At 61.9% G+C, this 22,478-nt stretch carries 20 protein-coding genes; 12 read left to right on the plus strand and 8 right to left on the minus strand.

Annotation, left to right across the window (positions count from 1 at the left end; genetic code table 11):
- Positions 1–233: 233 nt before the first annotated feature.
- Positions 234–1,151 (plus strand): LysR substrate-binding domain-containing protein, encoded by a 918-nt coding sequence (locus HT585_RS09185; RefSeq protein WP_176352618.1) that lies wholly within the window; start codon positions 234–236, stop codon positions 1,149–1,151.
- Positions 1,152–1,236: 85 nt separating this feature from the next.
- Positions 1,237–1,665, plus strand: coding sequence for a hypothetical protein (locus HT585_RS09190; protein ID WP_246707611.1), 429 nt, complete (start codon positions 1,237–1,239; stop codon positions 1,663–1,665).
- Positions 1,666–1,791: 126 nt separating this feature from the next.
- Here HT585_RS09190 and HT585_RS09195 read toward each other — a convergent pair whose 3' ends face one another.
- From HT585_RS09195 to HT585_RS09210, 4 genes are all read right to left on the minus strand, one after another.
- Positions 1,792–2,982, minus strand: a complete 1,191-nt coding sequence (locus HT585_RS09195) for a TCR/Tet family MFS transporter (RefSeq protein ID WP_176352619.1) — start codon at positions 2,980–2,982, stop codon at positions 1,792–1,794.
- 574 nt (positions 2,983–3,556) lie between these two features.
- On the minus strand, positions 3,557–5,209 hold the full coding sequence (locus HT585_RS09200; RefSeq protein ID WP_176352620.1) for an arylsulfatase: 1,653 nt from the start codon (positions 5,207–5,209) through the stop codon (positions 3,557–3,559).
- Positions 5,210–5,805: 596 nt separating this feature from the next.
- Positions 5,806–6,279: a VOC family protein gene (locus tag HT585_RS09205; RefSeq protein ID WP_176352621.1), complete on the minus strand. Its 474-nt coding sequence runs from the start codon at positions 6,277–6,279 to the stop codon at positions 5,806–5,808.
- 168 nt (positions 6,280–6,447) lie between these two features.
- Positions 6,448–8,406, minus strand: coding sequence for an elongation factor G (locus tag HT585_RS09210; RefSeq protein WP_176352622.1), 1,959 nt, complete (start codon positions 8,404–8,406; stop codon positions 6,448–6,450).
- A 281-nt stretch (positions 8,407–8,687) separates the two neighbouring features.
- Between HT585_RS09210 and HT585_RS09215 the strand changes: the two genes are divergently transcribed.
- A complete protein-coding gene (locus tag HT585_RS09215) occupies positions 8,688–9,371 on the plus strand; it encodes a glutathione S-transferase family protein (RefSeq protein ID WP_176352623.1) in 684 nt (227 codons plus the stop codon).
- A 387-nt stretch (positions 9,372–9,758) separates the two neighbouring features.
- The gene (locus tag HT585_RS09220) at positions 9,759–10,808 is read left to right on the plus strand and encodes an aldo/keto reductase (RefSeq protein ID WP_176352624.1); all 1,050 of its coding nucleotides are present in this window, start codon (positions 9,759–9,761) and stop codon (positions 10,806–10,808) included.
- A gap of 125 nt (positions 10,809–10,933) precedes the next feature.
- Here HT585_RS09220 and HT585_RS09225 read toward each other — a convergent pair whose 3' ends face one another.
- On the minus strand, positions 10,934–11,950 hold the full coding sequence (locus HT585_RS09225; protein WP_176352625.1) for a hypothetical protein: 1,017 nt from the start codon (positions 11,948–11,950) through the stop codon (positions 10,934–10,936).
- Between the two features lie 250 nt (positions 11,951–12,200).
- Here HT585_RS09225 and HT585_RS09230 point away from each other — a divergent pair, with 250 nt between their 5' ends.
- Together HT585_RS09230 and HT585_RS09235 are read left to right on the plus strand one after the other, a co-directional pair.
- The gene (locus HT585_RS09230) at positions 12,201–12,605 is read left to right on the plus strand and encodes an antitoxin Xre-like helix-turn-helix domain-containing protein (RefSeq protein WP_173420435.1); all 405 of its coding nucleotides are present in this window, start codon (positions 12,201–12,203) and stop codon (positions 12,603–12,605) included.
- Positions 12,602–13,291 (plus strand): RES family NAD+ phosphorylase, encoded by a 690-nt coding sequence (locus HT585_RS09235; protein ID WP_176352626.1) that lies wholly within the window; start codon positions 12,602–12,604, stop codon positions 13,289–13,291. The genes HT585_RS09230 and HT585_RS09235 overlap by 4 nt, the downstream gene beginning before the upstream one ends.
- A 304-nt stretch (positions 13,292–13,595) precedes the next feature.
- Here the strand turns inward: HT585_RS09235 and HT585_RS09240 are convergent, their stop codons facing one another.
- Together HT585_RS09240 and HT585_RS09245 are read right to left on the minus strand one after the other, a co-directional pair.
- Positions 13,596–14,156 carry a hypothetical protein gene (locus HT585_RS09240; RefSeq protein ID WP_246707612.1) on the minus strand — a complete coding sequence of 187 codons (561 nt, stop codon included), beginning with the start codon at positions 14,154–14,156 and terminating at the stop codon, positions 13,596–13,598.
- A 314-nt stretch (positions 14,157–14,470) separates the two neighbouring features.
- Complete coding sequence (locus HT585_RS09245) at positions 14,471–15,370, minus strand: LysR family transcriptional regulator (protein WP_176352627.1); 900 nt, start codon at positions 15,368–15,370, stop codon at positions 14,471–14,473.
- Between the two features lie 148 nt (positions 15,371–15,518).
- On the opposite strand from HT585_RS09245, the gene HT585_RS09250 reads away from it, so the two are divergent.
- The 4 genes from HT585_RS09250 (at position 15,519) to HT585_RS09265 (ending at position 18,713) form a co-directional block, all read left to right on the plus strand.
- Complete coding sequence (locus tag HT585_RS09250) at positions 15,519–15,929, plus strand: (R)-mandelonitrile lyase (RefSeq protein ID WP_176352628.1); 411 nt, start codon at positions 15,519–15,521, stop codon at positions 15,927–15,929.
- A gap of 109 nt (positions 15,930–16,038) precedes the next feature.
- Entirely contained in the window at positions 16,039–17,028 is a 990-nt protein-coding gene (locus HT585_RS09255) for an aldo/keto reductase (protein ID WP_176352629.1), read from the plus strand.
- Positions 17,029–17,302: 274 nt separating this feature from the next.
- Entirely contained in the window at positions 17,303–17,755 is a 453-nt protein-coding gene (locus HT585_RS09260) for a GNAT family N-acetyltransferase (protein WP_176352630.1), read from the plus strand.
- 313 nt (positions 17,756–18,068) lie between these two features.
- Positions 18,069–18,713 carry an outer membrane protein gene (locus HT585_RS09265; RefSeq protein ID WP_176352631.1) on the plus strand — a complete coding sequence of 215 codons (645 nt, stop codon included), beginning with the start codon at positions 18,069–18,071 and terminating at the stop codon, positions 18,711–18,713.
- 129 nt (positions 18,714–18,842) lie between these two features.
- Here HT585_RS09265 and HT585_RS09270 read toward each other — a convergent pair whose 3' ends face one another.
- Entirely contained in the window at positions 18,843–19,793 is a 951-nt protein-coding gene (locus tag HT585_RS09270; RefSeq protein WP_176352632.1) for a LysR substrate-binding domain-containing protein, read from the minus strand.
- Between the two features lie 128 nt (positions 19,794–19,921).
- Here HT585_RS09270 and HT585_RS09275 point away from each other — a divergent pair, with 128 nt between their 5' ends.
- On the plus strand, positions 19,922–20,734 hold the full coding sequence (locus tag HT585_RS09275) for an aminotransferase class IV family protein (RefSeq protein ID WP_210270362.1): 813 nt from the start codon (positions 19,922–19,924) through the stop codon (positions 20,732–20,734).
- A gap of 274 nt (positions 20,735–21,008) precedes the next feature.
- Positions 21,009–22,427, plus strand: a complete 1,419-nt coding sequence (locus HT585_RS09280; RefSeq protein WP_176352634.1) for an MFS transporter — start codon at positions 21,009–21,011, stop codon at positions 22,425–22,427.
- Positions 22,428–22,478 lie beyond the last annotated feature (51 nt).

The raw sequence follows: 22,478 nt of genomic DNA on the forward strand, positions 1-22,478 counted from the left end.
ATCAGTCTCGGCGCCTTCCGGGTGATCGTCCGCAAAGCCAAGCATCGGGCCGAACCCGATGCCGATTTCGCGTGCTATTCCGTTATTTTACAGCCGATCGTTGTTGCGTTTTCGCTTTATTATTCGTCGACAATGGGCGATGCGGCAGCGCTTCGCAATGTCAAAGAAATAATCACAGCCATCCAAAAAATTCATATATGGTCGAGCCATTGTTCAGCCATCCGGAGAAGCCCATGCGCGATCTGCCGAGCCTCAAATCCCTGCGCGCCTTCGAGGCGGCGGCGCGCAATGGCAGCCTGACGGCAGCCGCAAACGAGCTCTGTATCGGCCAGGGCGCCATCAGCCACCAGATCCGGATTCTCGAAGACAATCTCGGCTTGAGCGTCTTCGTCCGCAAACAGCACGGCGTCGAGCTGACGCCCGAAGGCGCCCTGCTCTTTGCGTCCTGCAACCGTGCCTTCGACGATCTCGAAGGCGTCGTCCAGCATATCCGCCCGCGCAACACCCAGAAGATCCTGCGCGTCAAGGTCGGGCCGTTCTTCTCGATGAAGCTGATCGCGCCGCGCATTTCCCAGTTTCTGGCGGAAAATCCCGGCCTGCAGATCCACCTCTCCCATCTCGAAACCAACACGCCCGCCACCGGCACCGCCGACGTCATCATCGACTATTGCCTGCACCCGCCGCCCGCCCGCTTTTCCCAGCGGCTCTTGCGCGAACGTCTCGTGCCGGTCTGCGGCAAGGCGATCTGGGAGGCGCAGGTCGACAAGCACGACCTGCTCTGCGGCAACCGCCTGCATTATCGCGGACTGCAGGAATGGCAGAGCTGGATCGCCTCCTCCGGCCTCAGGCTTACGCCCAGCCGCCAGGACCTGATCTTCGACGACCAGCACATCATTCTGGAAGCGGTGAAGGAAGGACAGGGCGTGGCGCTGATCGACCGCACCATGGTGGAGTACGAACTCAGATCCGGCCAGGTCTGCCTGGCGCACGACCATTTTTACGAACCCAACGAGACCTATCAGTTCGTCTGCCAGGAAGAGCTGTTCCGCACCAAGCCGGTGACCAAGAGCTTTCTCGGCTGGCTCCTGCAGGAAATCGGCGACCGCCAGCGCAGATATGCCGAGATTGCTCACGTCGGCACTGTTGGCTAGGAAAACCCCGAGGAGTGCTTGATCAAGAAGCACGCTCAAACTACACATTTCGCCCATGCACACGTTTTAGTAATGCGGGGCCGATTTGTTTCGATTCATCACCATCATGGCGCTGGCGCTCGCCTCTGGTGGCCCAGCCTTCGCCAAGACGCCTAGTTATTGCAGAACCAGCTTCGGCCCGAATGACCCGATCCAGACCCGCTTTATGGGCCTCGACTTTGAACTGATCGCCTTCGCCCTTGCCGAAAAATACTGCGGCGCGGAACCCAGATCGATGCAAGATCGCTTTCTGAAACGTCTCGAACGAGATGGCTGTCGCCCAGGGACCGAAATTTACTCGGACACCGAGAAAGCAATTGCAAAGCTGAACGCGTCGGATCTTAAACGTCTCGCAAAGGACGCCAATGCGCAATCCGCCCTCTCGGATCATCAAGTCGACGCTTGGGCCGCGGAGACCGTTGCAGAGCTCGGTGGCTGCGGACGTCTGATTGAGCTGCACGACAGCAAAACTTGAGAGACAGCGCGTCCGCCAACGGACGCCAAGTTGCTGTCCGAGACGCGGCCGCTTTCGAACTCGAAACGTGCACCCGCGCCTTCCCGGCGACAGCAAGACGATCACCGCTCACCTTGCACGCCGTAGCTACTTTGCAGGCGCCGGCTTCGGCCCCAACCGCAAGCCGAGAACCAGCGGCACAGCCATCGCATAGACGACGACCACGGACAGCCAGATCGCTCCCGGCCATTGTTCCCTGACGACGAAGTAGAAGCTTGAGAACGCCAGCGGGCTGACGATCGAGGCGAGGCTCACCACCGACGCCAGCACGCCCTGGAACTGACCCTGCTGGCTGTCATCCACCTGGCCGGTTGCAAGCGCCTGCAGCGCCGGCACGCCGATTCCGCCGAGCGCGAAGACCGGCATGATCGCGAAGATCATCCAGCTCTCCGTCGCAAGCGCCATGATTACGAGCGCGGTGCAGACGCTGGCGACACCGGTCAGAATGGCCGCGCGCTCGCCGAGCAATTTTACGGCCGGACCGGGAAGGAAGGCCTGGGCAAGGGTCTGGCAGACGCCGAAGGTGCCGAGCGACAGCCCAACCCAAAGCCCGTTCCACTGGAAGGCATCGCCACCCCAGAGCGCCCAGCAGGTGCCGTAGGCCTCGCCGGTGGCGCTGAAGATGAAGAAGAGGACGATGAAGGGCAGCAGGCTCTTCACCGAAAGCACGGAGCGCAGCGGCGCAAGCGGATTCAACGCCGAAAGGTCGAGTTTCTCGCGGCTGGGCGTGCGCGACTCCGGCAGGATGAAGAAGGCAAGCAGCAGGTTGCAGCCGTTGAGCACGGCCGCCGCGATGAAGGGGAGCCGCAACCAATGATCGCCAAGAGCGCCGCCAAGAACGGGGCCGATGATGAAGCCGATGCCGAACATGGCGTTGAACAACCCGAAGCGGCGGGCGCGTTTGTCCTCGGGTGAAATGTCGGTGATGTAGGCCATCGCCACGGAGATGTTGGCGCTCGTCAGGCCGGCAATGGCGCGGCCGATGAACAGCAGGAAGAGATTGGGCGCAAAGGCCAGGAACAGGTAGTTGATGGCGGCACCGCCGAGCGAAATCAGAAGCACCGGCCGGCGACCGAGCCGGTCGCTCAGCGCACCGAGAACCGGCGCAAAGACGAACTGCATGGCCGCGTAGAGCGCGGTCATTATTCCGATAAAGGGCGCGACGTTGTCGGCGTGGGTTACCTCCTTCAAGAGCGAAGGCAGGATCGGGAAGATGAGGCCGATGCCGACGGCATCGAGCACGATGGCAATGAAAATGACGATAAGGGGTCTGGTCATGGCACGCTCCGGCGCAAGCATGCGGGCGCCGACAGGCGCCAAACGCTCGCGATAAGGCTGCGCACAATTCCCCACACCATTTGGATTATGGCGGGAATAGCGCAGCGAGTTTAAGGGCTTGCAGCGAATTGTGCGCCATAGGTGAAGCGCCATGCTGCAAGGTGCAGGTATTGATTTTGGGAGCCGCTGGCCGATCCATGCTCAAGAGCGCACGGATGACATGTGCTTGACCGCCTGGACGCCAATTCGTCCACCTGTTTACTCCGCCACTGAGCGGATCAAGGGAAGCGGTCGCTTTTCGCGACGGGCAATAAATACGCCGATCGCCCCCGCGCGACAAGTCTCAATTTTCGAGAGGCCGATCGAGGTCTGTCTGCGGTGTCCCCGGTGACGCATCGCAAATGCGCGTGCCGCAATCAGGTGTCGCCAGATCTTTGCGGCAGAGATCAGCCAAATCGCAGCGGGAGCCGACAGCCGCAGCTGTTCGGCACGGTGCGACGCGGTTGGGGAGCATAGGCTCTCCAATCGCACCGCACCGTATCGGCGGCTCCCGACACTGGATGTCGAACCGGGTTTACTGCCCGTTCTGCTTGCGCATCGCTTCGGCGATCTGCGCCTTGACACCGTCTATTCCGAAGCTTGCGCCTTTCTGCATCGGCGGAAATTCTATCGCCGACTTTGCCAGTTCCTCGACTTTTTGCTGGACGAGGACAAAGCGCCAGAACTCGAACTTGTACCATTCAAAGTACGATTGCGAACCGACGTTGCCCTTGAAAAAGGCCGTTCGCTCGAACGGATCGAGGCGCAGGTTCACAACGGTCGGCACATCCAGCTTGATGGTGTTGCCTATCCAGCCATCGGGCTGTTCCATGAAGGTGTATTTGTAGTCATCGATGCGGGCCGCGCCGAGCACGCTTTCGGCGAAATACCAGATTTCGTGGCGGTTCGAGGGGCCGGTTCCAGCGAGCAGGCTGGTCTGGTCATAGCCATCAAGGTGCACCTTGTAGGTCTGGCCATCCATTTCCTTGCCCGCTCTCAATTCGACGGCGATGTTGGTACTCCCGGCGGCGGCCACAAGGGTTGGGAACCAGTCGAGGCCGGACATCAGCCCGTTGCAAATTGAACCCGGAGGAACATGCCCTGGCCACCGGATCATTGCCGGGGCGCGGAAGCCGCCTTCGTAGGTGGTGCCTTTTCCGCCGAAGAACGGGGTCTGCCCGCCATCCGGCCAGGTGAAGTTTTCCGTGCCGTTGTCGGTGGTGAATATGACGATGGTGTTGTCGTCGTCGCCCATGTCCTTCAGCTTCTGCATGGTTTCGCCGACAATGTCGTCCAGCTGCGCCATTCCCGCTTCATGGATGGTCCAGCCATTCTCCGAGTTGCGCATCTTCTCGTACTTTTCCGATAGATGCGTGACGATGTGCATCCGTGTCGGGTTCAGCCAAAGGAAGAACGGCTTGCCGTCGGCCTTTGCCTTGTCGATGAACTTGAAGGAGAGGTCCCTAATTTCGTCGTCCACCGTCTCCATGCGTTTCGGGTAGAGCGTGCCGGCATCCTCGATCTTCTGTTTGCCGATCTTGCCCCATCGCGGCATTTCCGTCGGATCGTCCACGTCGGTGGCCCAGGAATGGACCATGTTGCGCGGACCGACAACGTTCAGCAGTTCCTGCGGATAACCAGGATGTGCCGGGTCTTCCATCGCGTCCAGATGGTAGAGGTAGCCGAAGAATTCATCGAACCCATGAACGGTCGGCAGGAACTCGTTGAGATCGCCGAGATGGTTCTTGCCGAACTGTCCGGTGGCATACCCCATAGACTTCAGCACCGTTGCAATGGTGGGCGCGGCAGCAGGCAGACCGATGGGGGACCCTGCCTGGCCAACCGTGGTCATGCCGGTTCGAATCGGAAGTTGCCCGGTAATGAAGTTGGCGCGCCCCGCCGTGCAACTGGCCTCGGCGTAGTAGTCGGTAAAGAGCATCCCATCTGCGGCAAGCTTGTCGAGATGGGGCGTGCGACCCGCCATCATGCCGCGATTGTAGGCACCGATATTCCAGATGCCGACATCGTCCGCCATGATGACCACGATGTTTGGTTTCTTGCCGGCTGTCTGCGCCATCGCGCTGCGGCTCAAGGCGACGCTCGCAGTGGTGCCGATTGCCGACATCGCCAGCAGCGACCCGCCGGTCAAAAGTATATCTCGTCGTGTTGGAGTTGCATCGATTGCCATGCTCATTCCTCCGTTTTGTCAGGCGAAAGGCAAAGCAATGCGCGCTGCGACGGGAATTGTAATGGGGAGGTCGTGGCTTCGGATTGCTCTGTCGTGATAGCCGCGCGAAATCGCGTGCCTTGTCGATACTGACAAGACCTGTCGGCTGGCCTGATCCAACACTAAGCGACCCAAAATGAGCCGATTGCAAGTCACGGTAGACAACGGATACGATTAAAGTAACGCAGACTGGTCTATATAAAGGATTACAAGCACCTTCCGGGCACGGAAAGGTACATTTATCTAGCGTAATGAGGTCTGTTTTCTTAATCACTTCGGCACTATGACGTTGACTTTATTCCATGCAATTCAAACAATTGCACAATTATGCCATCACTATAGAGCAATTTCGCACCAATTATAGTACTTCCGGGTTAAGCACATCTACGGATAGCCAAGATGCTGCCCTAACCCACGGCGAGGCTGGGCTCGTTTCTGACACACGCCCCTGGTTTTCCGGGTATAGGGACGCCGTCGACAATGATCTCGCCTTCCAGCCCTCTTGGCGAAGACGATGACGTTCAGTGCTGTCTACACACTGGCGACGAGACTGCGGCTCAGCCGCGCCGCGCGGCTTTGATCGCGGCAACGTCGATCTTCCCCATCGTCATCATCGCGTCGAACGCACGCTTTGCCTCAGCGCCGCCGATTGCCATCGCTTCGGTCAGGACGCGCGGTGTGATCTGCCAGGAAATGCCCCACTTGTCCTTGCACCAGCCACAATCGCTCTCCTTGCCGCCGTTTCCGACGATGGCGTTCCAGTAGCGGTCGGTCTCTTCCTGATCGTCGGTCGCGATCTGGAAGGAGAAGGCCTCGTTGTGGGTGAAGGCGGTGCCGCCGTTCAGCCCGATGCAGGCAACGCCTGCAACAGTGAACTCGACAACCAGGACGTCCCCCTGCTTGCCGGACGGATAGTCTCCAGGCGCACGAATAACGGCACCGACTGCGCTGTCGGGAAAGGTCTGCGCATAGAAGTTGGCCGCCTCCTCGGCGTCCTTGTCGTACCATAGGCAGATCGTATTCTTTGCCATCGTATGGTCCTTTCGCTGTTCGCGTCCGGGTGAGATAAGGCGCGCGCCGCACTTCTCCAGCCAGGGCAAGCGATTTGGCGGGAAATGGGCCGATGCAGGCCCTTGTCGAAGGGACTATCCGGTGTCCTCGCCCACCGCAGCCGACGCGAATGCCATCGGTCGGGACGCCTATCCGGCCTGCGCCGTGCCATGGGCGTGTATCACCGCATCCGCCTCCTTGCCGTAGAGTTCCTCGAAGTGATCGAAGCTCTTGGAGAAATAGCCGATCCCTTGCGTTGCCGAGCGCAGCGCCCGCGCCAGCTCATCGAGCGCCGCACCCGGCACCAGCGCGCGAAAGACGTCCCAGCCCTTGGCGGCTTCGTCGCGGTCGAAACCCAGAACCTGCCCCTTGTAGGTGGAAACGATCGGCACCAGGCTGCCGGAGTAGATCGACGGAATGTGGATCTCGACGCGCACCACCGGCTGCATCAGTACGGCGGAGGCCTGTGACAACGCCTGGCGCACGCCCATCTTTGCGGCGGCGCGGAAGGCGAATTCGGAGCTGTCGACAGCGTGATGCTGCCCGTCCGTCAGCGTCACGCCGACATCGATGACCTGAAAACCGAGCGGTCCCTTTTCCATCGCCTCGCGCGCACCCGCCTCGATTGCGGGAATGAAGTTGCGCGGCACGGCACCTCCCTTCACCGTTTCGTTGAAGCTGAAGCCGCCGCCACGCTCGTTGGGGTGGACGCTGAGCTTCACGTCGGCAAACTGTCCCGCGCCACCCGTCTGCTTGCGGTGCCGATAATGGACATCTGAGGGTTTGAGGACGGTCTCGCGATAGGTCGGGCTCGGCGGCCTGTCGGTGACCCCCACATGGAAGACATCGGCCAGCGTCTTGCACAGATCGCGCAAGTGCACCGGCCCCTGCACGCAGATCAGCTGCGCGCCGGTGCCCTCCTCCTGCATCACCTTCAGGCTGCGGTCGGTCTCGGCGAGCTTGGCCAGTGTTCCGGAGAGTTTGGTCTCGTCGCGCTCGCTGTCGGGCACCAGGATGCGCTCCAGCATCGGCGTCGGCGGCACCGTCCAGTCCGGGGCTTCGGACGCGGCCGTGGCGGTCAGAAGCGCCGGCACGGGCAAATGATCGGATTTGACGGCGGCAAAGATCGTGCCGGGCTCCGGTATCCCTGTCGCAAGCGGCTTGCCGGTCGCCGGATCCTGCAGCGAGCCGACACCGCCACCGCCGAGCGCTGCCCCCTGCTTGATGCCACCGGAAAGGGCGCGCACCAGCACGGTCTTGCCGACATTCTGGCGGTGGTAGGCGTGGAAGCTGACGGCGGCGAGGCTCGTCTCAGTGATGTTGCTTGCCTCACCCAGCCGTTTTCGCAGCATATCGACCGGCGGCGTCTCATGCCTCAGCGCCTTCATCAGCCGCAGGATGCCGTTGCTGTGGCTCGCCGCCCCGACAAGCACGGGAATGATCCGGTTTTCCCGGAGCAGCCGTGAGGAGATGGCATAGATCGTGTCGCTTGCCGGCTCGCGATCCTCGATCAGCTCTTCGAGCAGCCAGTCGTCGAACTCGGAGAGGTGTTCGAGCAGCTCGGCGCGCGCTTCCTTCTCGCGCTCCAGCGCCGTATCGGGGATCTCGATCAGCGCCGAGGTCTGGCCTTCGCGATAGCGCCAGGCGCGCTCGGAAATCAGGTCGCAGCTGCCGACGATCCTGTCGCCCTCGCGGATCGGCACCTGGCGCAGGATCAGCATGTGGCTGGAATAGTCCTGCAGCGCCGCGATGACATCGCGCAAGCGGCCGCGCGGCTCGTCCATGCGGTTGACGAAGATGATGCAGGGCGTGCCCGACGCCTCGATCACCTTGAGATAGGGTGCCGCCAGCACCGCCTCCTCCGGCGCCGGCGAGACGCAGAGCACGCAGGCGTCGCTTGCCAGAAGCGCGTGCTGCGCATGGGCAAGCGCTTCGGTGGCGCCGGGCGCGTCGAGCGCGCACCAGGCCTCCTTGCCGATCTCGAATTCGGTGACGTTCAATCCGTAAGGTGACATGACCTTTCTGGAGCTTTCCCCCAGCGCAGACAGTTTTTCCACCAGCGTGGACTTTCCGGTCTGCGAAGGCCCAACTACCGTGAAGCAGCGCATCGGCGATCCTCCCCTATCGAGATCGCGAGAGCGCCGTGCGTTGCAACGCCCCGCCTTCTATTAATTCTAGGGCAGGTTTCTGACTTTCAAAGGCATTGAGAAAAAACGCAGAGATCCGGCGCCGCGCAATACCTCGCACGACACTGGGGCCACCGCATAAACTGATTGCAAAACAGCATCAGTTTTGCAATAACTTCACGCGTGAAACCAGACCCCTGCGCGTTGCACGCCGCTGCCGCACACAACGCAACGCAGTAACGTCAGCATCGGAGGCTGCCCGCATGTCGCTCACGCTTTATCTGCATCCGCTCGCCTCGTTCTGCCACAAGGTGCTGATCGCGCTCTATGAGAACGACACACCGTTCGAGGCCAGCCTGGTGGACCTTCTGGACCCTGAAGAGGCGGCCCGCTTTGCCGAGCTCTGGCCGGTCGGCAAGATGCCGGTTCTGCGCGACAGCGCCCGCGACGCGACGATCCCGGAAACCTCTGTCATCATCGAGTATCTCGACTGCCACTATCCCGGCAGCCGACCGCTGATCCCGGGGGATATCGACGCGGCGCTGCAGGTGAGGCTCTGGGATCGCTTCTTCGATCTCTACATCCACGTGCCGATGCAGAAGATCGTCACTGACACATTGCGCGCAAGCGGCGAGAACGACCCTCGCGGCGTTTCCGACGCCCGCGCGACGCTTGGCGTCGCCTACGGCATGGCCGACCGGCATTTCGCCGCCAACGCCTTTGCCGGCGGCGCCGCCTTCAGTCTAGCAGATTGCGCCGCGGCCCCTGCTCTCTTCTATGCTGGAATTGTCGAGCCCTTTGCGGACAAGCACCCGCATCTCCAGGCCTACTTCGAGCGGCTGCTCGAACGCCCCTCGATGCGCCGCGTGCTGGCCGAAGCACGGCCCCACTTCCACATGTTTCCCTTAAGGGATCTGATGCCGGCGCGGTTTCTCGCCGAGGCCTGACGCAGCCCCGGCAAACGCGGTCCAGGGTGACGCTACTCGACCTGCTTCGGCGGCGTGCCGATCGGGAAGGCGACCGTCACAAAACCGGCGGTCCCTTCCATGCGGTTCTTCGCTGCGAATTCCTGGAACAGCTTCAACCGCAGCGAGACCGGCGTTTCGCCATCTTGAAATTGTAGCCGACCGTGCCGCCGAGTGCCGCCACCCGGCCCTTGAAATCGCCGAGCACTGCGCCTGGGCCGCTTTCGCCCGTCACCTGACGACGGCACCGAACTTCAGAAGAGACCCGACGCGGCCAATTCGCCGGCACTATCACCTTGCTCGGCCCTTCTCCGCTCCTAGTTTGTCATCGACGGCAATGGACCGACACCAGGGGAAGAGGACAGCGACATGGAATACCGATTGCTCGGCCGCTCCGGCCTGAAGATCTCGACGATCACCATGGGAACGATGACGATCGGCGGCGGTGGCAAGTTTGCGCAGGTCGGCAATGTCGGCCTCGACGAGGCGCGCCGTTACGTCGACATGTGCCTCGACGCCGGCGTCAACCTGATCGACACCGCCGACATCTATTCCACCGGCGGCTCGGAGGAGATCATCGGCGATATCCTCGGCGGCAAGCGCAAGAACGGCGTGCTCGTCGCCACCAAGGCGCGCTTCAACATGGGACCGGGGCCGAACGACGGCGGGCTCTCGCGCCATCACCTGATTGCCGCCTGCGAGGCGAGCCTCAGGCGGCTGAAGACCGACGTGATCGACCTCTACCAGGTGCACGAATGGGACGGCCAGACGCCGCTCGAAGAAACGATGGAAGCGCTCGACACGCTCGTTCGCCACGGCAAGGTGCGCTACATCGGCTGCTCCAACTATTCCGGCTGGCACATCATGAAGGCGCTCGGCATCAGCGCGCTCGACCGCCGCCACCGCTTCGTCAGCCAGCAGATCCACTACACGCTCGAGGCCCGGGAAGCCGAATACGAACTCCTGCCGATCAGCCTCGACCAGGGGCTGGGCGTGCTCGTCTGGAGCCCGCTTGCCGGCGGCCTGCTGTCGGGCAAGCACCGGCGCAACCAGACGCCGGACGGCAGCCGCCAGCTTGCCGGCTGGAACGAGCCGCCGATCCGCGACGAGGAGCGGCTGTGGAAGATCGTCGACATGCTCACCGCGATATCAAGTGAGCGCGGCGTCTCGCCGGCGCAGGTGGCACTTGCCTGGCTGATCGACCGCAAGGGCGTGACCTCCGTCATCATCGGCGGCCGCAAGGAGGAGCAGTTCCGCGACAATCTCGCCGCCGCCAGCCTCAAGCTGAGCGACGAGGAGCGCGAGTTGCTCGACGCCGTCAGCCTGCCGCCGGTGCTCTATCCCTATTGGCACCAGCTGCGCAGCGCCAAGGACCGGCTCGGCGAGGCCGATCTGTCGCTGCTGGGGCCGCATTTATAGACCTATGTATGGAGCTTACCACCCTTGGACCAACGTCGATTCTTCAAGCCGACCACCAAAAAATGACGTGCGACGCGCAACGGTACTTCGCCCAAACATAGCGGCCAGTCATGTTCAGCCAGCCGTTAGCCCAGCCGATGAACCGTTCCACCAAAGTTGATCAGATAACCAAAGCGAACACCGTTACTTCGCTGGTTCTCAGGTACTTCACCGACGCCAATCGGAAATTGACCGAATTCGGCCACGTGATATCCCGCAAGAAAGGCCATGAGTAGTTCGGCCCCGGTCAAAGCCTGCTCATAGAAGTATCGCATAAATTCAGCAATTGGAGTCGGATCAACCGGCGTCTCATCATGTATGACCGAGATAGTAGGCTCCGCTAATGATCGAGTTGCCGTGATCCTGTAATCATGCAGATCAATCCGTTGGTTGGCCTTAGGGTGCTCAATGCAATGCCTCGTATTCCGAACAATTTTCCCAAAAGTTGCGAGTTCGGTGGCGAAACGTGCGAAATCCTCATTTGGCTCCAGCGTCTTTGACAGATGATTAGCAAGCCCGTCCAACCATTTTCCCGCTTTACGAAGCACACCTTGGTCATAGAATACGCAGCACAAATTGAAGATGTTCTGCGTAGCGTGGTCCAGCTTCTGAATGAAACTTTTCGTTTGCGAATGAAGAGCGGGAAATGAAGGTAGGGACACCGCGTTCCCTTTCGGATGAAGCTGGCTTTCGCGCGCCTTTGCTAAAAAAGCCTCGGCCTCGTCAACAATCAGGCTTGCCGCAGCCAAGTCCTTCTGTATCTCAACCACAATTGCCAGCGCCTTCTCAAAATAGACGGAATCAGAAAGGCGATCTTTCTTGAACAGTTCGATGGCGGTCAGAAGCAACCGAATGACAATTTCATCCTTTGACCCGACATCGAAGATCTTCTGAGTGGTATTCGGAATGTCCTCTCGGGTGCGCTCCGGGTCAATATCGTCAGCAAGAGCTATGACGTAGATCGCCCTCTCCTTAATTCCGTAGAGGCGGCCAGCGATCGTCGCCATTGAAACAATCGCCCCATCACTGTCGTCGCCGATCGTCAGCGAGCCAGCCGACTCACGAATGAGGTCAATTCGTCGCTTGCTTCCCCTGTCGTCCACTCGACTCGCTTCCACCGCTGATAGGTTTCGCAACTTACCTCAACCCTACTGGAGTTTGGCACGTTTCTTTTCATTCGGTAGCCCCCGGCACGTTCGGTTCCTCCCCCTCCGGGGCGACACGAAGTGCAACAGTCAAAGCAATGCATCATGTGGGAAGTAGACAACCATACCGTCGACGCCTCTTGACTTCCCGCCCAAACGATCCATTTTATATCATATGATACGCCAAGAAGTTTCATAGGAGACGATCATGCCCAGCGCGCAGCCGGCTCTTGCCCCCGAACGGGATGCCGCAAGACATGAGGAAGCCGTCATCGTCAAGGCGGTGGTGAGGGCCTGCGACTTGTGGAAGCTCACCAACAAGGAAGCTTCGCAGCTCTTCGATGTGCCGATCGCCACCTGGAACCGGATGAAGGCCGGCGATTTCAAGGGCCGGCTCGATCAGGACAAGCGCATGCGCGCCAGCCTGATCGTCGGCATCTTCAAGAGCCTGCGCCTCTATTTCAACGGACCGCTGACCTACCAATGGCCAAAGGCGGTCAATACCGGGCCGGTGTTTGACGGCCAATCGCCCGTCGACCTGATGATCGAGGGCGGCATACCCGCGATGATGAAAGTGCGCCGCTATCTCGATGGCCTGCGCGGCGGCCTATGATCCCTGAGATCGATTTCACCGATCCGGCCACCATCCGGCTCATCTCGACCGCCTATATCGACGAACCCGCCGTCAAGCCGCTCTGCGACGATGATGATGATATCGAGATCCTCAACCGGCTGGAGGCGCTGACGTCGGCGCGGCTAAGCCCGCTGGCGCTTCCCGCCGGCGTCAGCCCCGCCGAGCTACTCAACGATAGCTTCGGCTATGGCTGGTCGCTGATCAACGCCGCCTTCTGCCACGCCCGCCCGCCGGGCAACCGTTTCAACACCGAGGATCGCGGCGCCTGGTACTGCGCCTTCGGCGACAATGCGCTCGAAACCTGCCAGGCCGAGATCGTCTATCACCGCACCCGCGCGCTTGCCGATGCCGGCATCTTCGAGGACATCGGCGCCTACCGCGAGCTGATCGCCGGCTTCACCTGCCGCTTCCACGATGTGCGCGGCGAAACGGGGGCTGCCTATCTCGACCCGGACCCGGCGCTTGCCTATCCTGCCGGCCAGGCGCTCGCCGCGACAATCCTTGCAGATGGCGGCAACGGCCTGATCTACCCTTCCGCCCGTCATCCCCAAGGCGAATGCATCTCCGTCTTCCGCCCCGCCGTCATCCAGAACATCCGCCAGGGCCGCACGATCACCTTCGCGTGGAAGGGCTCGCCGGAGCCGGAGATCCGGCGCGAAGGCTGAGGATGCCGCAGCCGTGCTGCGGAAGCCAAGGGCCAGGAGGTGCGCAAGCCCGAAGCGTTCAGCCGATCGAACATTTCTTGCCCTCATTCCGGCGCAAGGCCGGAACGAGGGATGTTGAACCACGCACCCGCCCTGTCGAACAGTTCGCGGTGGCCAATTGCCCGGCGCTCGGGAGCTGGTCGAAAATGCCGCCCGTCGGCAGGCTGGCGAGTGGCTAGCCGTAAATGCGGCGGGTGTGCACAGCATCAACGGCGGATGTTCCACGCTTCCCGCCCGCAGTCCCTTCGCTTTTGCCTGAGTGCCGTTACTGAGCGGCCTGGCAAGCCCTCAGCGCCTTGAAGGCGGCATCGGTTCCCGCCAGTTTCACGACAATCGGATTACCGCCCGCGGGCGTAATCGTCACAGCCGTCTTCTTGGCAAGGTCGTAAATGAAGTCAGGATTGTTGACCCACACAAACGCGCCACGATAGCCATCCATCACCTGGCCCTTCGCCTCGCCACTGAATTGCTGGCCATCGACATCGAACAGGACCGCGAGCTTCTCGTCGGCTGCAACATTGGCGTCGGCCTTTGTGTAGAGCGCCATGTAACCGCGCAGCGCCGCCGTTGCATCGATGCCCATCTGAACTTGTGTCCCGTCTGCATTTGATTTTGTCATCAAGCAACCCGGTCCCATATTGTCCTTCACGAGAATGTCCCAGCCGGCTTCCGAGCCGTATTTACTTTGCGCCATCGCACCCGTTGCAACGAGGGCGGTGAAAGCCACTGTCAGTCCAATTGCAATCTGCGTTTTCATAGCAATCTCCTTCTGGTTAGCAGAAATTACCAAGCCAAGCGCGGAGGACGCCGTTGAGGGCGGCGCCAAAAAGGGGGCGCCACAACGGCTTCAACACGAGTTTGCGGGCGAGAACAGAGGCTGCAACTGCGGCTTTCTAATGGAATCGAGAGAAATACTGCCGGCGTTACCGCCTGGATTGCATCGGCAATAAAATAATTCCGTGTATTAACCGTTCATTAAACTTGGAATCAGCGGAAAGTTGATAACGTGAACGTGGCGGCTTGCTTTCGGCATAGCCGCCAATCGCAGGCACGCAGGCAACCCTAGGGCGTTCGGCAACGGACGCCCTTTGCCTTTTCCATCAAACGGGGCCGAGCAACGACGCCTGATACGATGTCCCCCTAACGCGGACCACGATACCGGAGCGCATCAGCAACCAGCGCGAAAGCCGGCGAGGTCTGGCGGCGGCTTGGATAGTAGAGATGGTAGCCGGCAAAAAGCGGACACCAATCGGCCAGGACCTGCACCAGCCGGCCCGAAGCAAGATCGGCCGCCACGGCATCCTCGGGCAGACAGGCGAGCCCGAGCCCGCCGAGCGCCGCGTTCAGCCGGAGCGCGATGTTGTTGAAGACGAGCTGGCCTTCGACACGCACCTTCACCTCGCGGCCATCTTTCTCAAATTCCCAGGCATAGATGCCGCCGTGGGTCGGCAAGCGCAGGTTGATGCAATTGTGCTCCGTCAGCTCCTGCGGCGTCAGCGGCAGTTTTCGCGTGGCGAAATAGCCGGGGGCGCCGACCACCGCCATGCGCATCTCGGGGCCGATACGCACGGCGATCATGTCTTTGCCCACCTGCTCGCCGAGCCGCACGCCGGCATCGTAGCGCTCGGAAACGATATCGGTGAGGCCATAATCGACGATCACCTCGACATGAACATCCGGGTAATCGGGCAAGAGCCGCTGCAAGGCCGGCCAGAGGATACGTTCGGCCGCATCCTCGCCGGCGGTGATGCGGATCGTGCCCGCCGGCTTGTCGCGAAATTCGGTGAGAGCCGCAAGCTCCCGGTCGATCTCGTCGAGCCGCGGGCCGATCGACACCAGCAGCCGCTCGCCGGCCTCCGTCGTCGACACGCTGCGGGTCGTGCGCGTCAAAAGCCGCAAGCCCAGCCGCGCCTCGAGCCCGCGGATCGTGTGGCTCAGTGCCGATTGCGAGACCCCGAGCTGCGCTGCCGCCTTGGTAAAGCTGCGTTCCCGTGCGACAGCAAGGAAGGCGATGAGATCGTTGATCGGCTGACGCGGCATTGATGAATTTCCCTCATAAGCCCTTGCAAGATTTACCATCTAATTCTGATCAATCTCACGCCTTAAATTGCCTGACAGGACGCAACCACCTCAGGCCCCGCATCAGGCCCAACACGGGCCACGCCGTCATTTGCAAAGGATCGACGCCATGAAAATCAAACGCAGCGGCTTTGCAGCCTCGGCCAAGGGACCATCGGATTATTTCACCGGCACGGTGCGCATCGACGCCCCCTTCAACGCGGCAGCCCCGGCGCGCGTCGGTGGTGCCACCGTCACCTTCGAGCCTGGCGCGCGCACCGCCTGGCACACGCACCCGCTCGGCCAGACGCTCATCGTTCTTTCCGGCCTTGGCCGTGCCCAGCGTGAAGGCGGCCCGGTCGAGGAAATCCGCCCCGGCGACATCATCTGGTTCGACCCGGGTGAGAAACACTGGCACGGCGCTTCGCCGACCGCCGCCATGACCCATATCGCCATCGCTGAAGCGCTCGACGGCAAGGTCGTCGACTGGATGGAGAAGGTCGACGATGCGGATTACGGTGCTGAAATCAAGGCGGAATGATCGCCAGACGGTGCGGCGCGCTCGCACGCACGGCCGCGTGCACACTCCCCTTTCCCTGAAACCCATCTCTATCCCTGAAACATCGCCATTCGACACAAGGAACAGCCCCATGGAAAAGCGCACACTCGGCAAAAGCGGCCTTGAAGTCTCGGCCCTCGGCCTTGGCTGCATGGGCCTCAGCTACGGCTACGGTCCGGCAACCGAAAAGCAGGCGGCCATCACCCTGATCCGCACCGCCTTCGAGCGCGGTGTCACCTTTTTCGACACCGCCGAAGCCTATGGCCCCTACCGGAACGAAGAGCTTCTCGGCGAGGCGCTCGGCCCCATCCGCGACAGGGTGGTGATCGCCACCAAGTTCGGCTTCGACTTCGATGCGCAAGGCGGGCAAAGCGGCATGAACAGCCGGCCCGAGCAGATCCGCAGGGTCGCCGATGCGGCCCTGAAACGCCTGAAGACCGATGTGATCGACCTGTTCTACCAGCATCGCGTCGACCCCAACGTGCCGATCGAGGACGTCGCCGGCACGGTGCAGCGGCTGATCGGCGAGGGCAAGGTCAGGCATTTCGGCCTGTCGGAGGCGGGCCCGCAGACGATCCGAAAGGCGCATGCGGAACAGCCGGTCGCAGCACTCCAGAGCGAATATTCGCTGTGGTGGCGCGAGCCGGAGGCCGAGATCCTGCCGCTGCTCGAAGAACTCGGCATCGGGTTCGTGCCCTTCAGCCCGCTCGGCAAGGGCTTCCTCACCGGCGCGATCAACGCCGAGACCGCCTTCGACACAAAGGATTTCCGCAATGTCGTGCCGCGGTTTTCGCCCGAAGCGCGCAAGGCCAACCAGACGCTCGTCGACCTCGTCGGCCAGATCGCAGCCCGCAAGGAGGCAACGCCGGCCAAGGTCGCGCTCGCCTGGCTGCTGGCGCAAAAGCCCTGGATCGTGCCGATCCCCGGCACCACCAAGCTGAACCGGCTTGAGGAAAACATCGGCGCTACGGCCGTGCGGCTGACATCAGCCGATCTCGGCGAAATCAACAGTGCGCTTGCCGAGGTCACTATCGAGGGCGATCGCTATCCCGCCCACCTGCAGGCCCGCGTCGGCCGCTGATCGCGGTTGCTCTGCGGGGGCTCAAGGGCAAGGCCAGTCAAAGCCCGCCGAAGGCGGCGCCTCCGCGCCCTCCTGTCGCTGTTCCCCATTGGGGTAGAGATCAGTTCGATCACACATACCGTGCGCCGCCGGTGACATTACCGGCGTGCGCCCCTGTGAATTTCCGCCCTGCCTTTCCGCCCGCAATGCTGCGGCAATCCGGATGCGCGACCTCTCAGCCGTCGTTTTCCAACCGCCCTGACGCGTGGTCAGGGTTTCAAACTTGAGCACGTGAATGCCGATATCCCTGCTGCCGGCCGAGGCCGTAGAAGCCGATGCCATCCGCAATCTGGCGGTTGATGAAAGCCAGACGGATTTCATCGCCAGCAACGACGAATCACTGGAAGAACTGGCCGAACGCCCGGAATGCGTCGGCTTTGCCGTCATGGCCGAGGGCCAGCCTGTCGGTTTTGCCATGTACGCGCTCGACGCTGACGACGGCAACCACTGGATCTACCGTCTGATGATCGACATCAGCCACCAGGGCAAGGGGTTTGGCGGCCAGGCGCTTGCTGCTTTGATCGAGACGATGGCGACCATTCCCGGGTGCGACGCGATCTATCTCGGAGTCTACCCGGACAACACCCGCGCCCACGCGCTCTATCAGCGCTTCGGCTTTCGCGAGACGGGCAAGATGATCGGTGGAGAAACCGTGCTCAGGCTCGATCTTGCCGGCAACAAAGCCTGATCCAGCGGGCGGTCGCGCCACCTCGACCAGCCCGGGAAATCCGCGATTCCACGGGGACGCCGACCACAACCACCAGTAAGCTCAGGCGAGCAATGTGAGATTTTGCCGCACGCCGGAAATCGACAAATATGAAGCAATTATAATAGATTAAAACACATGTAGATACAAAGCCTTATCGACACGGACCGTCGAAGGAGAAAGCTCACATAACTTGAAGTTGCATACTGTGGCATATTTGTGACAGCAACCCTGATCACTGCTTGCTAGAAGCAGGCACCCCATTAAGTGGTGCCAAATTCTACGGAGCATTGAAATGTCGCATAAGCTTATCCTTTCAGCCGCCATCCTGGCAGCGCTCGCAGCCCCGGCCGTCGCAGCCGACGCCGTTGCGGACATCGCGCCCGCTCCGGAAGCGCAGGCAGTCGAGGCGTTCACCTGGACCGGCGGCTACCTCGGCGTTCAGGGCGGCGGCGGCTGGCTGGACGGCAAGTTCAGCGTTCCCGGCGACAGCATCAGCGAAGACTTCAACGGCGGCCTGATCTCGGGCTTCGTCGGCTACAACTACCAGTTCGGCGATTGGGTCATCGGCGCTGAAGGCGATCTGACCTACAACTGGAACGACAACAAGTACGACATCTTCGGCACCGACGTGAAGGTCGGCACCGACCTCGCAGGCTCTGTTCGCGCCCGCGCCGGTTACACCCTAGACAACGCGCTCATCTACACCACCGCCGGCTGGACCGCGACGAGCGGCTACGTCGAAGTCCCAGGTATCGGCGACGTCGACCGTACCTTCAGCGGCTACACTGTTGGCGCTGGCGTTGACTACGCCTTCACCAACAACATCTTCGCCCGCGCCGAATACCGCTTCAACGATTTCGGCAGCAAGACGATCGAAGACGTCAAGGTCGACCTCGACCAGCACCAGGTTACCTTCGGTATCGGCGTGAAGTTCTAATCCTGCCCCGCCGAAAGCCTTTTTGGCCTTTGGTTCGCGCCGCGCCTCTCTTCGAGACGCGGCGCTTTTCATTTGCAGCTCGCACAACGAGCAGAACCTTTCGCCCAAATGCCCTGCCTCGACAACAGGTCAGCCCGAGGCCACGGACGTCGTTGCCACCGACTGTTCCTCCGGCACCAACTCGCCCATCATCCAGTCGCAAAAGGCTAGAACACGGGGATCCTGGGCAGAGCTTTCGGGATAGACGAGGTGATAGGCGTAGTCTCCGGCGACGCTGACGCCGACGTCGAACAGTTGCACAAGCCGCCCCTCGGACAGCTCGTTGCGGATCATCGCGAGATCGACGAGACCGATCGCGCCGCCAGCGATGACGGCCTCGACCACATGGCTGGTGTCGGTGAAAGCAACGCATCGGCTGTCGTCGAAATCATCTATCCCGGCTGCCCCCATCCACATCCGCCAGTTGGGCCAGAGCATGCCTTCGGTGGTGCACTCGACATGACACAGCGTCTGGCCGAAGAGATCGCGCGGCGTCTTCGGTCTTGCACCGGCCGCGATCAGCTTCGGGCTTGAGACCGGCGCAATCACCGCTTCGAACAGGCGCTCGGACCGCGTCTGTCGATATCGGCCGGAACCGAAGCGTATGGCGATATCGACATCGTCGGCGTCGAAATCCCTGATCTCGTCGGTGATGTCGAAGGTAAGCTCGATGCTCGGATTGGCAGTGCGGAATTGCGGCAACCGCGGCAACAGCCAGTTGGTGGCAAAACGCGGGCTGAGCGACACGCGCAGCTGCCGGGCACCGCGCTCCATCCGGCGCGCCCGGCCAACAGCGCGCTGCAGCGTCTCCAGCGCCTGGACCGCCGCCTCGAACATCACGCCGCCGGCCGGTGTCAGCTGGATGCTGCGGCTGGTGCGGGTGAACAGCACGAGACCGAGCTGGTCCTCGATTTCCTTGATCTGGTAGCTGACCGCCGCCGGCGTCAGCCCCACCTCGTCGGCGGCACGGGTGAAATTCAGGTGCCGACCGGCGGCCTCGAAGGTTCTGAGTGCGCGGGTTCCTGGCAGCATACGGCTCATGGATCTTCAAACCACGTTTAATGATCTCTCGAGAACTACTTGTTTTTCATTGGTCGATCAATGGCCGATGATCAGGGTGAGAGATGCGGCAGTCGCCCCATCGCAAACCGGATCCCTGGAGCAACATCATGTCTGCCGGCCCAACTTCTTCAGTCGCACAACGCAACGGCCACGCGGCGAGCGCCGACGAACTTTCGCCGCTCGCCTTTGCCGGCTACGCCCACTTCACCGCCATGCAGGTCCGCGCAGGCAAGGTGCGCGGCCTCGACCTGCATCTCGCCCGTCTGCGCAGTGCGTCGATCGCAATGTTCGGCAAGGCCCTGCCCGACGAACAGCTGCGCGCCCATCTGCGCGCAGCACTCGCCACCTCCCCGGCCGACCGCTCGCTAATGGCGACCGTCTATTCGCCGGCGGGAGAATTCACCGTTGCCGGGCCGGATGTCGGGCTCGATATGCTCGTCAGCACCGGGCCGGCCTCTTCAGGTCCGAACGGTCCGCTGGCGCTCCTGACCGTCGAGCACGAGCGCACGCTGCCGACCGTCAAGCATGTCGGCGAGGTCGCCAAGACCTACTATCTGCGCCAGGCCGTGGCTAAGGGGTTTGACGATGCCGCCTTCGTCGACCGGCGGGGCCGCCTCAGCGAAGCCTCGATCTGGAACCTCGCCTTCTGGGACGGCGATGCCGTCGTCTGGCCTGAAGCAGAGATGCTGACCGGCACCACTATGGGCATCCTGCAGCGGCAACTGGCACGGCTCGGCGTCGTGCAGCGCACGCAGGAGATCAGGCCTGCCAACCTCGCGAGCCTTGCCGGCGTGGTGATGAACTCGTGGACGCCGGGCATTGCCGTCAACCGGATCGATGCGACACCTCTGCGTGACCCCTCGGCGCTCCTGGGGCTGCTGCATCGGGCCTATGAGGCAGAGCCCCTCCTCTCGCCATAACCGCACGGCTTCTGGCTGAAGGGTGCCAAGACGACACCGCCGGTGCCAACATCATCTCATCACCCGCCTCATCGCCCGCATGCGGTATTACCGGTATCGACCGCTTGCGTCGCAGGCGCACCATAGGCGGTGCGGGAACATATCCGGCGCCTGGAGCTTCAAGCGCCGTTTAACAATCAACAGAGACCACCCGTAATTCAATGATCGATCGATCCTGGCGATCGGGACCGCACATCTGCGTGTTGCGGCGCCTCAACTTCCGTGGAGCAAACTTATGTCAATTGGCTTGACCCCGAGCGACGAACAATCAGGGGGCAGCACCCCCGCGACCGGACGCACCGACGCGGTCCATTGGCCGGCGCGCCTTTGGGGTACACTCTTCATCGTCAGCGGGGTGATCCTGCTCGACGGGCTGGATATTTCCATGATCGCCGTGGCGATCCCCGAAATCCAGCAGGAGTTCGCAATCAGCGCCGCCACGGCGCAGTGGCTGGTCAGCGCTTATATCCTCGCCTTCGGCGGCTTCCTGCTTCTGGGCGGGCGCTGTGCCGACCTGTTCGGCCGCAGGCGCGTTCTGGTCGTCGGGCTCGGCGTCTTTGCCGTGGTGTCGGTGTTCGGCATGATCACCAACGATCCGATCCTGCTGATCGTTTCGCGCTTCATCAAGGGCATGACCGCGGGCTTCACCGGACCGGCGGCGATGTCGCTGCTGGCCACAACCTTCCCGGAAGGCCCGCAGCGCAACAAGGCCTTCGGCATCTTCAACCTCTTCGAGGCCTCGGGATACTCCTCCGGCCTCATCGTTGGCGGCCTGCTTGCTGGGCTCGACTGGCGCTATATCTTCGCACTGCCCGCACCAATCGCGGTGCTGTTGATGCTGGCTGCCCTGCGCTTCCTGCCACCGGATGCGCCCCGAACCGAGCGCGTGCGGCTGGATGTCGGCGGCGCCGCCACCCTGGTCGCCGGCACGCTGCTGCTCGTGTTCACGGTTGCCTCGACGGCCGATGCCGGCTGGACCTCGTGGCGCACAACCGGCGGGTTTGCCCTATCCGCCTTGCTCCTCATCGCGTTCCTGCTGATCGAACGCCATGCCGAGCAGCCGCTGATCCGTCTTGGCATCTTCCGCAACCGCAGCCTTGTGGCGGCCAATGTCAGTGCCGCCCTGCTCTATGGCGGCGCGATGGGCTTTCAGTTCCTGATCGCGATCTACCTGCAGAACCTGCAGGGCTGGAAGCCGCTGCATATGGCATTGGTGCTGCTGCCCGCCGGTCTCATGGTGGTCATCCTCGGGCCGAAGCTGGGCGCCCTGATGAACCGTTTCGGCGTCCGCCGCGTGTTGATGGCAGGGCTGGCAGCGTTCGTGCCCTGTTATCTCCTGATGCTCAGGATCGGCCCGACGCCCGACCTGTGGACCGTCTTGCTGCCCGCATCGCTGCTCTGGGGCATCGGCTTTGCGCTCAGCATCTCGGCACTGATGGTCGCCGGCACCAGCGGCGTTGCCGATGAGGAACAGGGACTTGCCGCCGGACTGCTCAACAGCTCCCTGCAGGTCGGGGGCGCCTGCGGCCTTGCCGTCGTCACTGCGGCAATCATGCCCGGCACTGAGCTCGCCATGCTCTATCCTGGCGTCTTCGCAATCCTGGCCTTTGCCGTCCTGACACTGCTTGCACAACTGATCCATCGCCGTCGCTGAAAGCCCGCCGTCGGCGTCGGCCTGGCAGCCTCCTGTCAGCAACGCCGGCGG

The sequence above is a fragment of the Ensifer oleiphilus genome, assembly GCF_013371465.1.
Lineage (GTDB): Bacteria > Pseudomonadota > Alphaproteobacteria > Rhizobiales > Rhizobiaceae > Ensifer > Ensifer oleiphilus.

Bases quoted from the DNA above. Each gene is read 5' to 3' on its own strand.
- HT585_RS09185 (WP_176352618.1), top strand. From the start codon at position 234: ATGCGCGATCTGCCGAGCCTCAAATCCCTGCGCGCCTTCGAGGCGGCG.
- HT585_RS09195 (WP_176352619.1), bottom strand. From the start codon at position 2,982: ATGACCAGACCCCTTATCGTCATTTTCATTGCCATCGTGCTCGATGCC.
- HT585_RS09200 (WP_176352620.1), bottom strand. From the start codon at position 5,209: ATGGCAATCGATGCAACTCCAACACGACGAGATATACTTTTGACCGGC.
- HT585_RS09205 (WP_176352621.1), bottom strand. From the start codon at position 6,279: ATGGCAAAGAATACGATCTGCCTATGGTACGACAAGGACGCCGAGGAG.
- HT585_RS09210 (WP_176352622.1), bottom strand. From the start codon at position 8,406: ATGCGCTGCTTCACGGTAGTTGGGCCTTCGCAGACCGGAAAGTCCACG.
- HT585_RS09215 (WP_176352623.1), top strand. From the start codon at position 8,688: ATGTCGCTCACGCTTTATCTGCATCCGCTCGCCTCGTTCTGCCACAAG.
- HT585_RS09220 (WP_176352624.1), top strand. From the start codon at position 9,759: ATGGAATACCGATTGCTCGGCCGCTCCGGCCTGAAGATCTCGACGATC.
- HT585_RS09230 (WP_173420435.1), top strand. From the start codon at position 12,201: ATGCCCAGCGCGCAGCCGGCTCTTGCCCCCGAACGGGATGCCGCAAGA.
- HT585_RS09235 (WP_176352626.1), top strand. From the start codon at position 12,602: ATGATCCCTGAGATCGATTTCACCGATCCGGCCACCATCCGGCTCATC.
- HT585_RS09245 (WP_176352627.1), bottom strand. From the start codon at position 15,370: ATGCCGCGTCAGCCGATCAACGATCTCATCGCCTTCCTTGCTGTCGCA.
- HT585_RS09250 (WP_176352628.1), top strand. From the start codon at position 15,519: ATGAAAATCAAACGCAGCGGCTTTGCAGCCTCGGCCAAGGGACCATCG.
- HT585_RS09255 (WP_176352629.1), top strand. From the start codon at position 16,039: ATGGAAAAGCGCACACTCGGCAAAAGCGGCCTTGAAGTCTCGGCCCTC.
- HT585_RS09260 (WP_176352630.1), top strand. From the start codon at position 17,303: ATGCCGATATCCCTGCTGCCGGCCGAGGCCGTAGAAGCCGATGCCATC.
- HT585_RS09265 (WP_176352631.1), top strand. From the start codon at position 18,069: ATGTCGCATAAGCTTATCCTTTCAGCCGCCATCCTGGCAGCGCTCGCA.
- HT585_RS09270 (WP_176352632.1), bottom strand. From the start codon at position 19,793: ATGAGCCGTATGCTGCCAGGAACCCGCGCACTCAGAACCTTCGAGGCC.
- HT585_RS09275 (WP_210270362.1), top strand. From the start codon at position 19,922: ATGTCTGCCGGCCCAACTTCTTCAGTCGCACAACGCAACGGCCACGCG.
- HT585_RS09280 (WP_176352634.1), top strand. From the start codon at position 21,009: ATGTCAATTGGCTTGACCCCGAGCGACGAACAATCAGGGGGCAGCACC.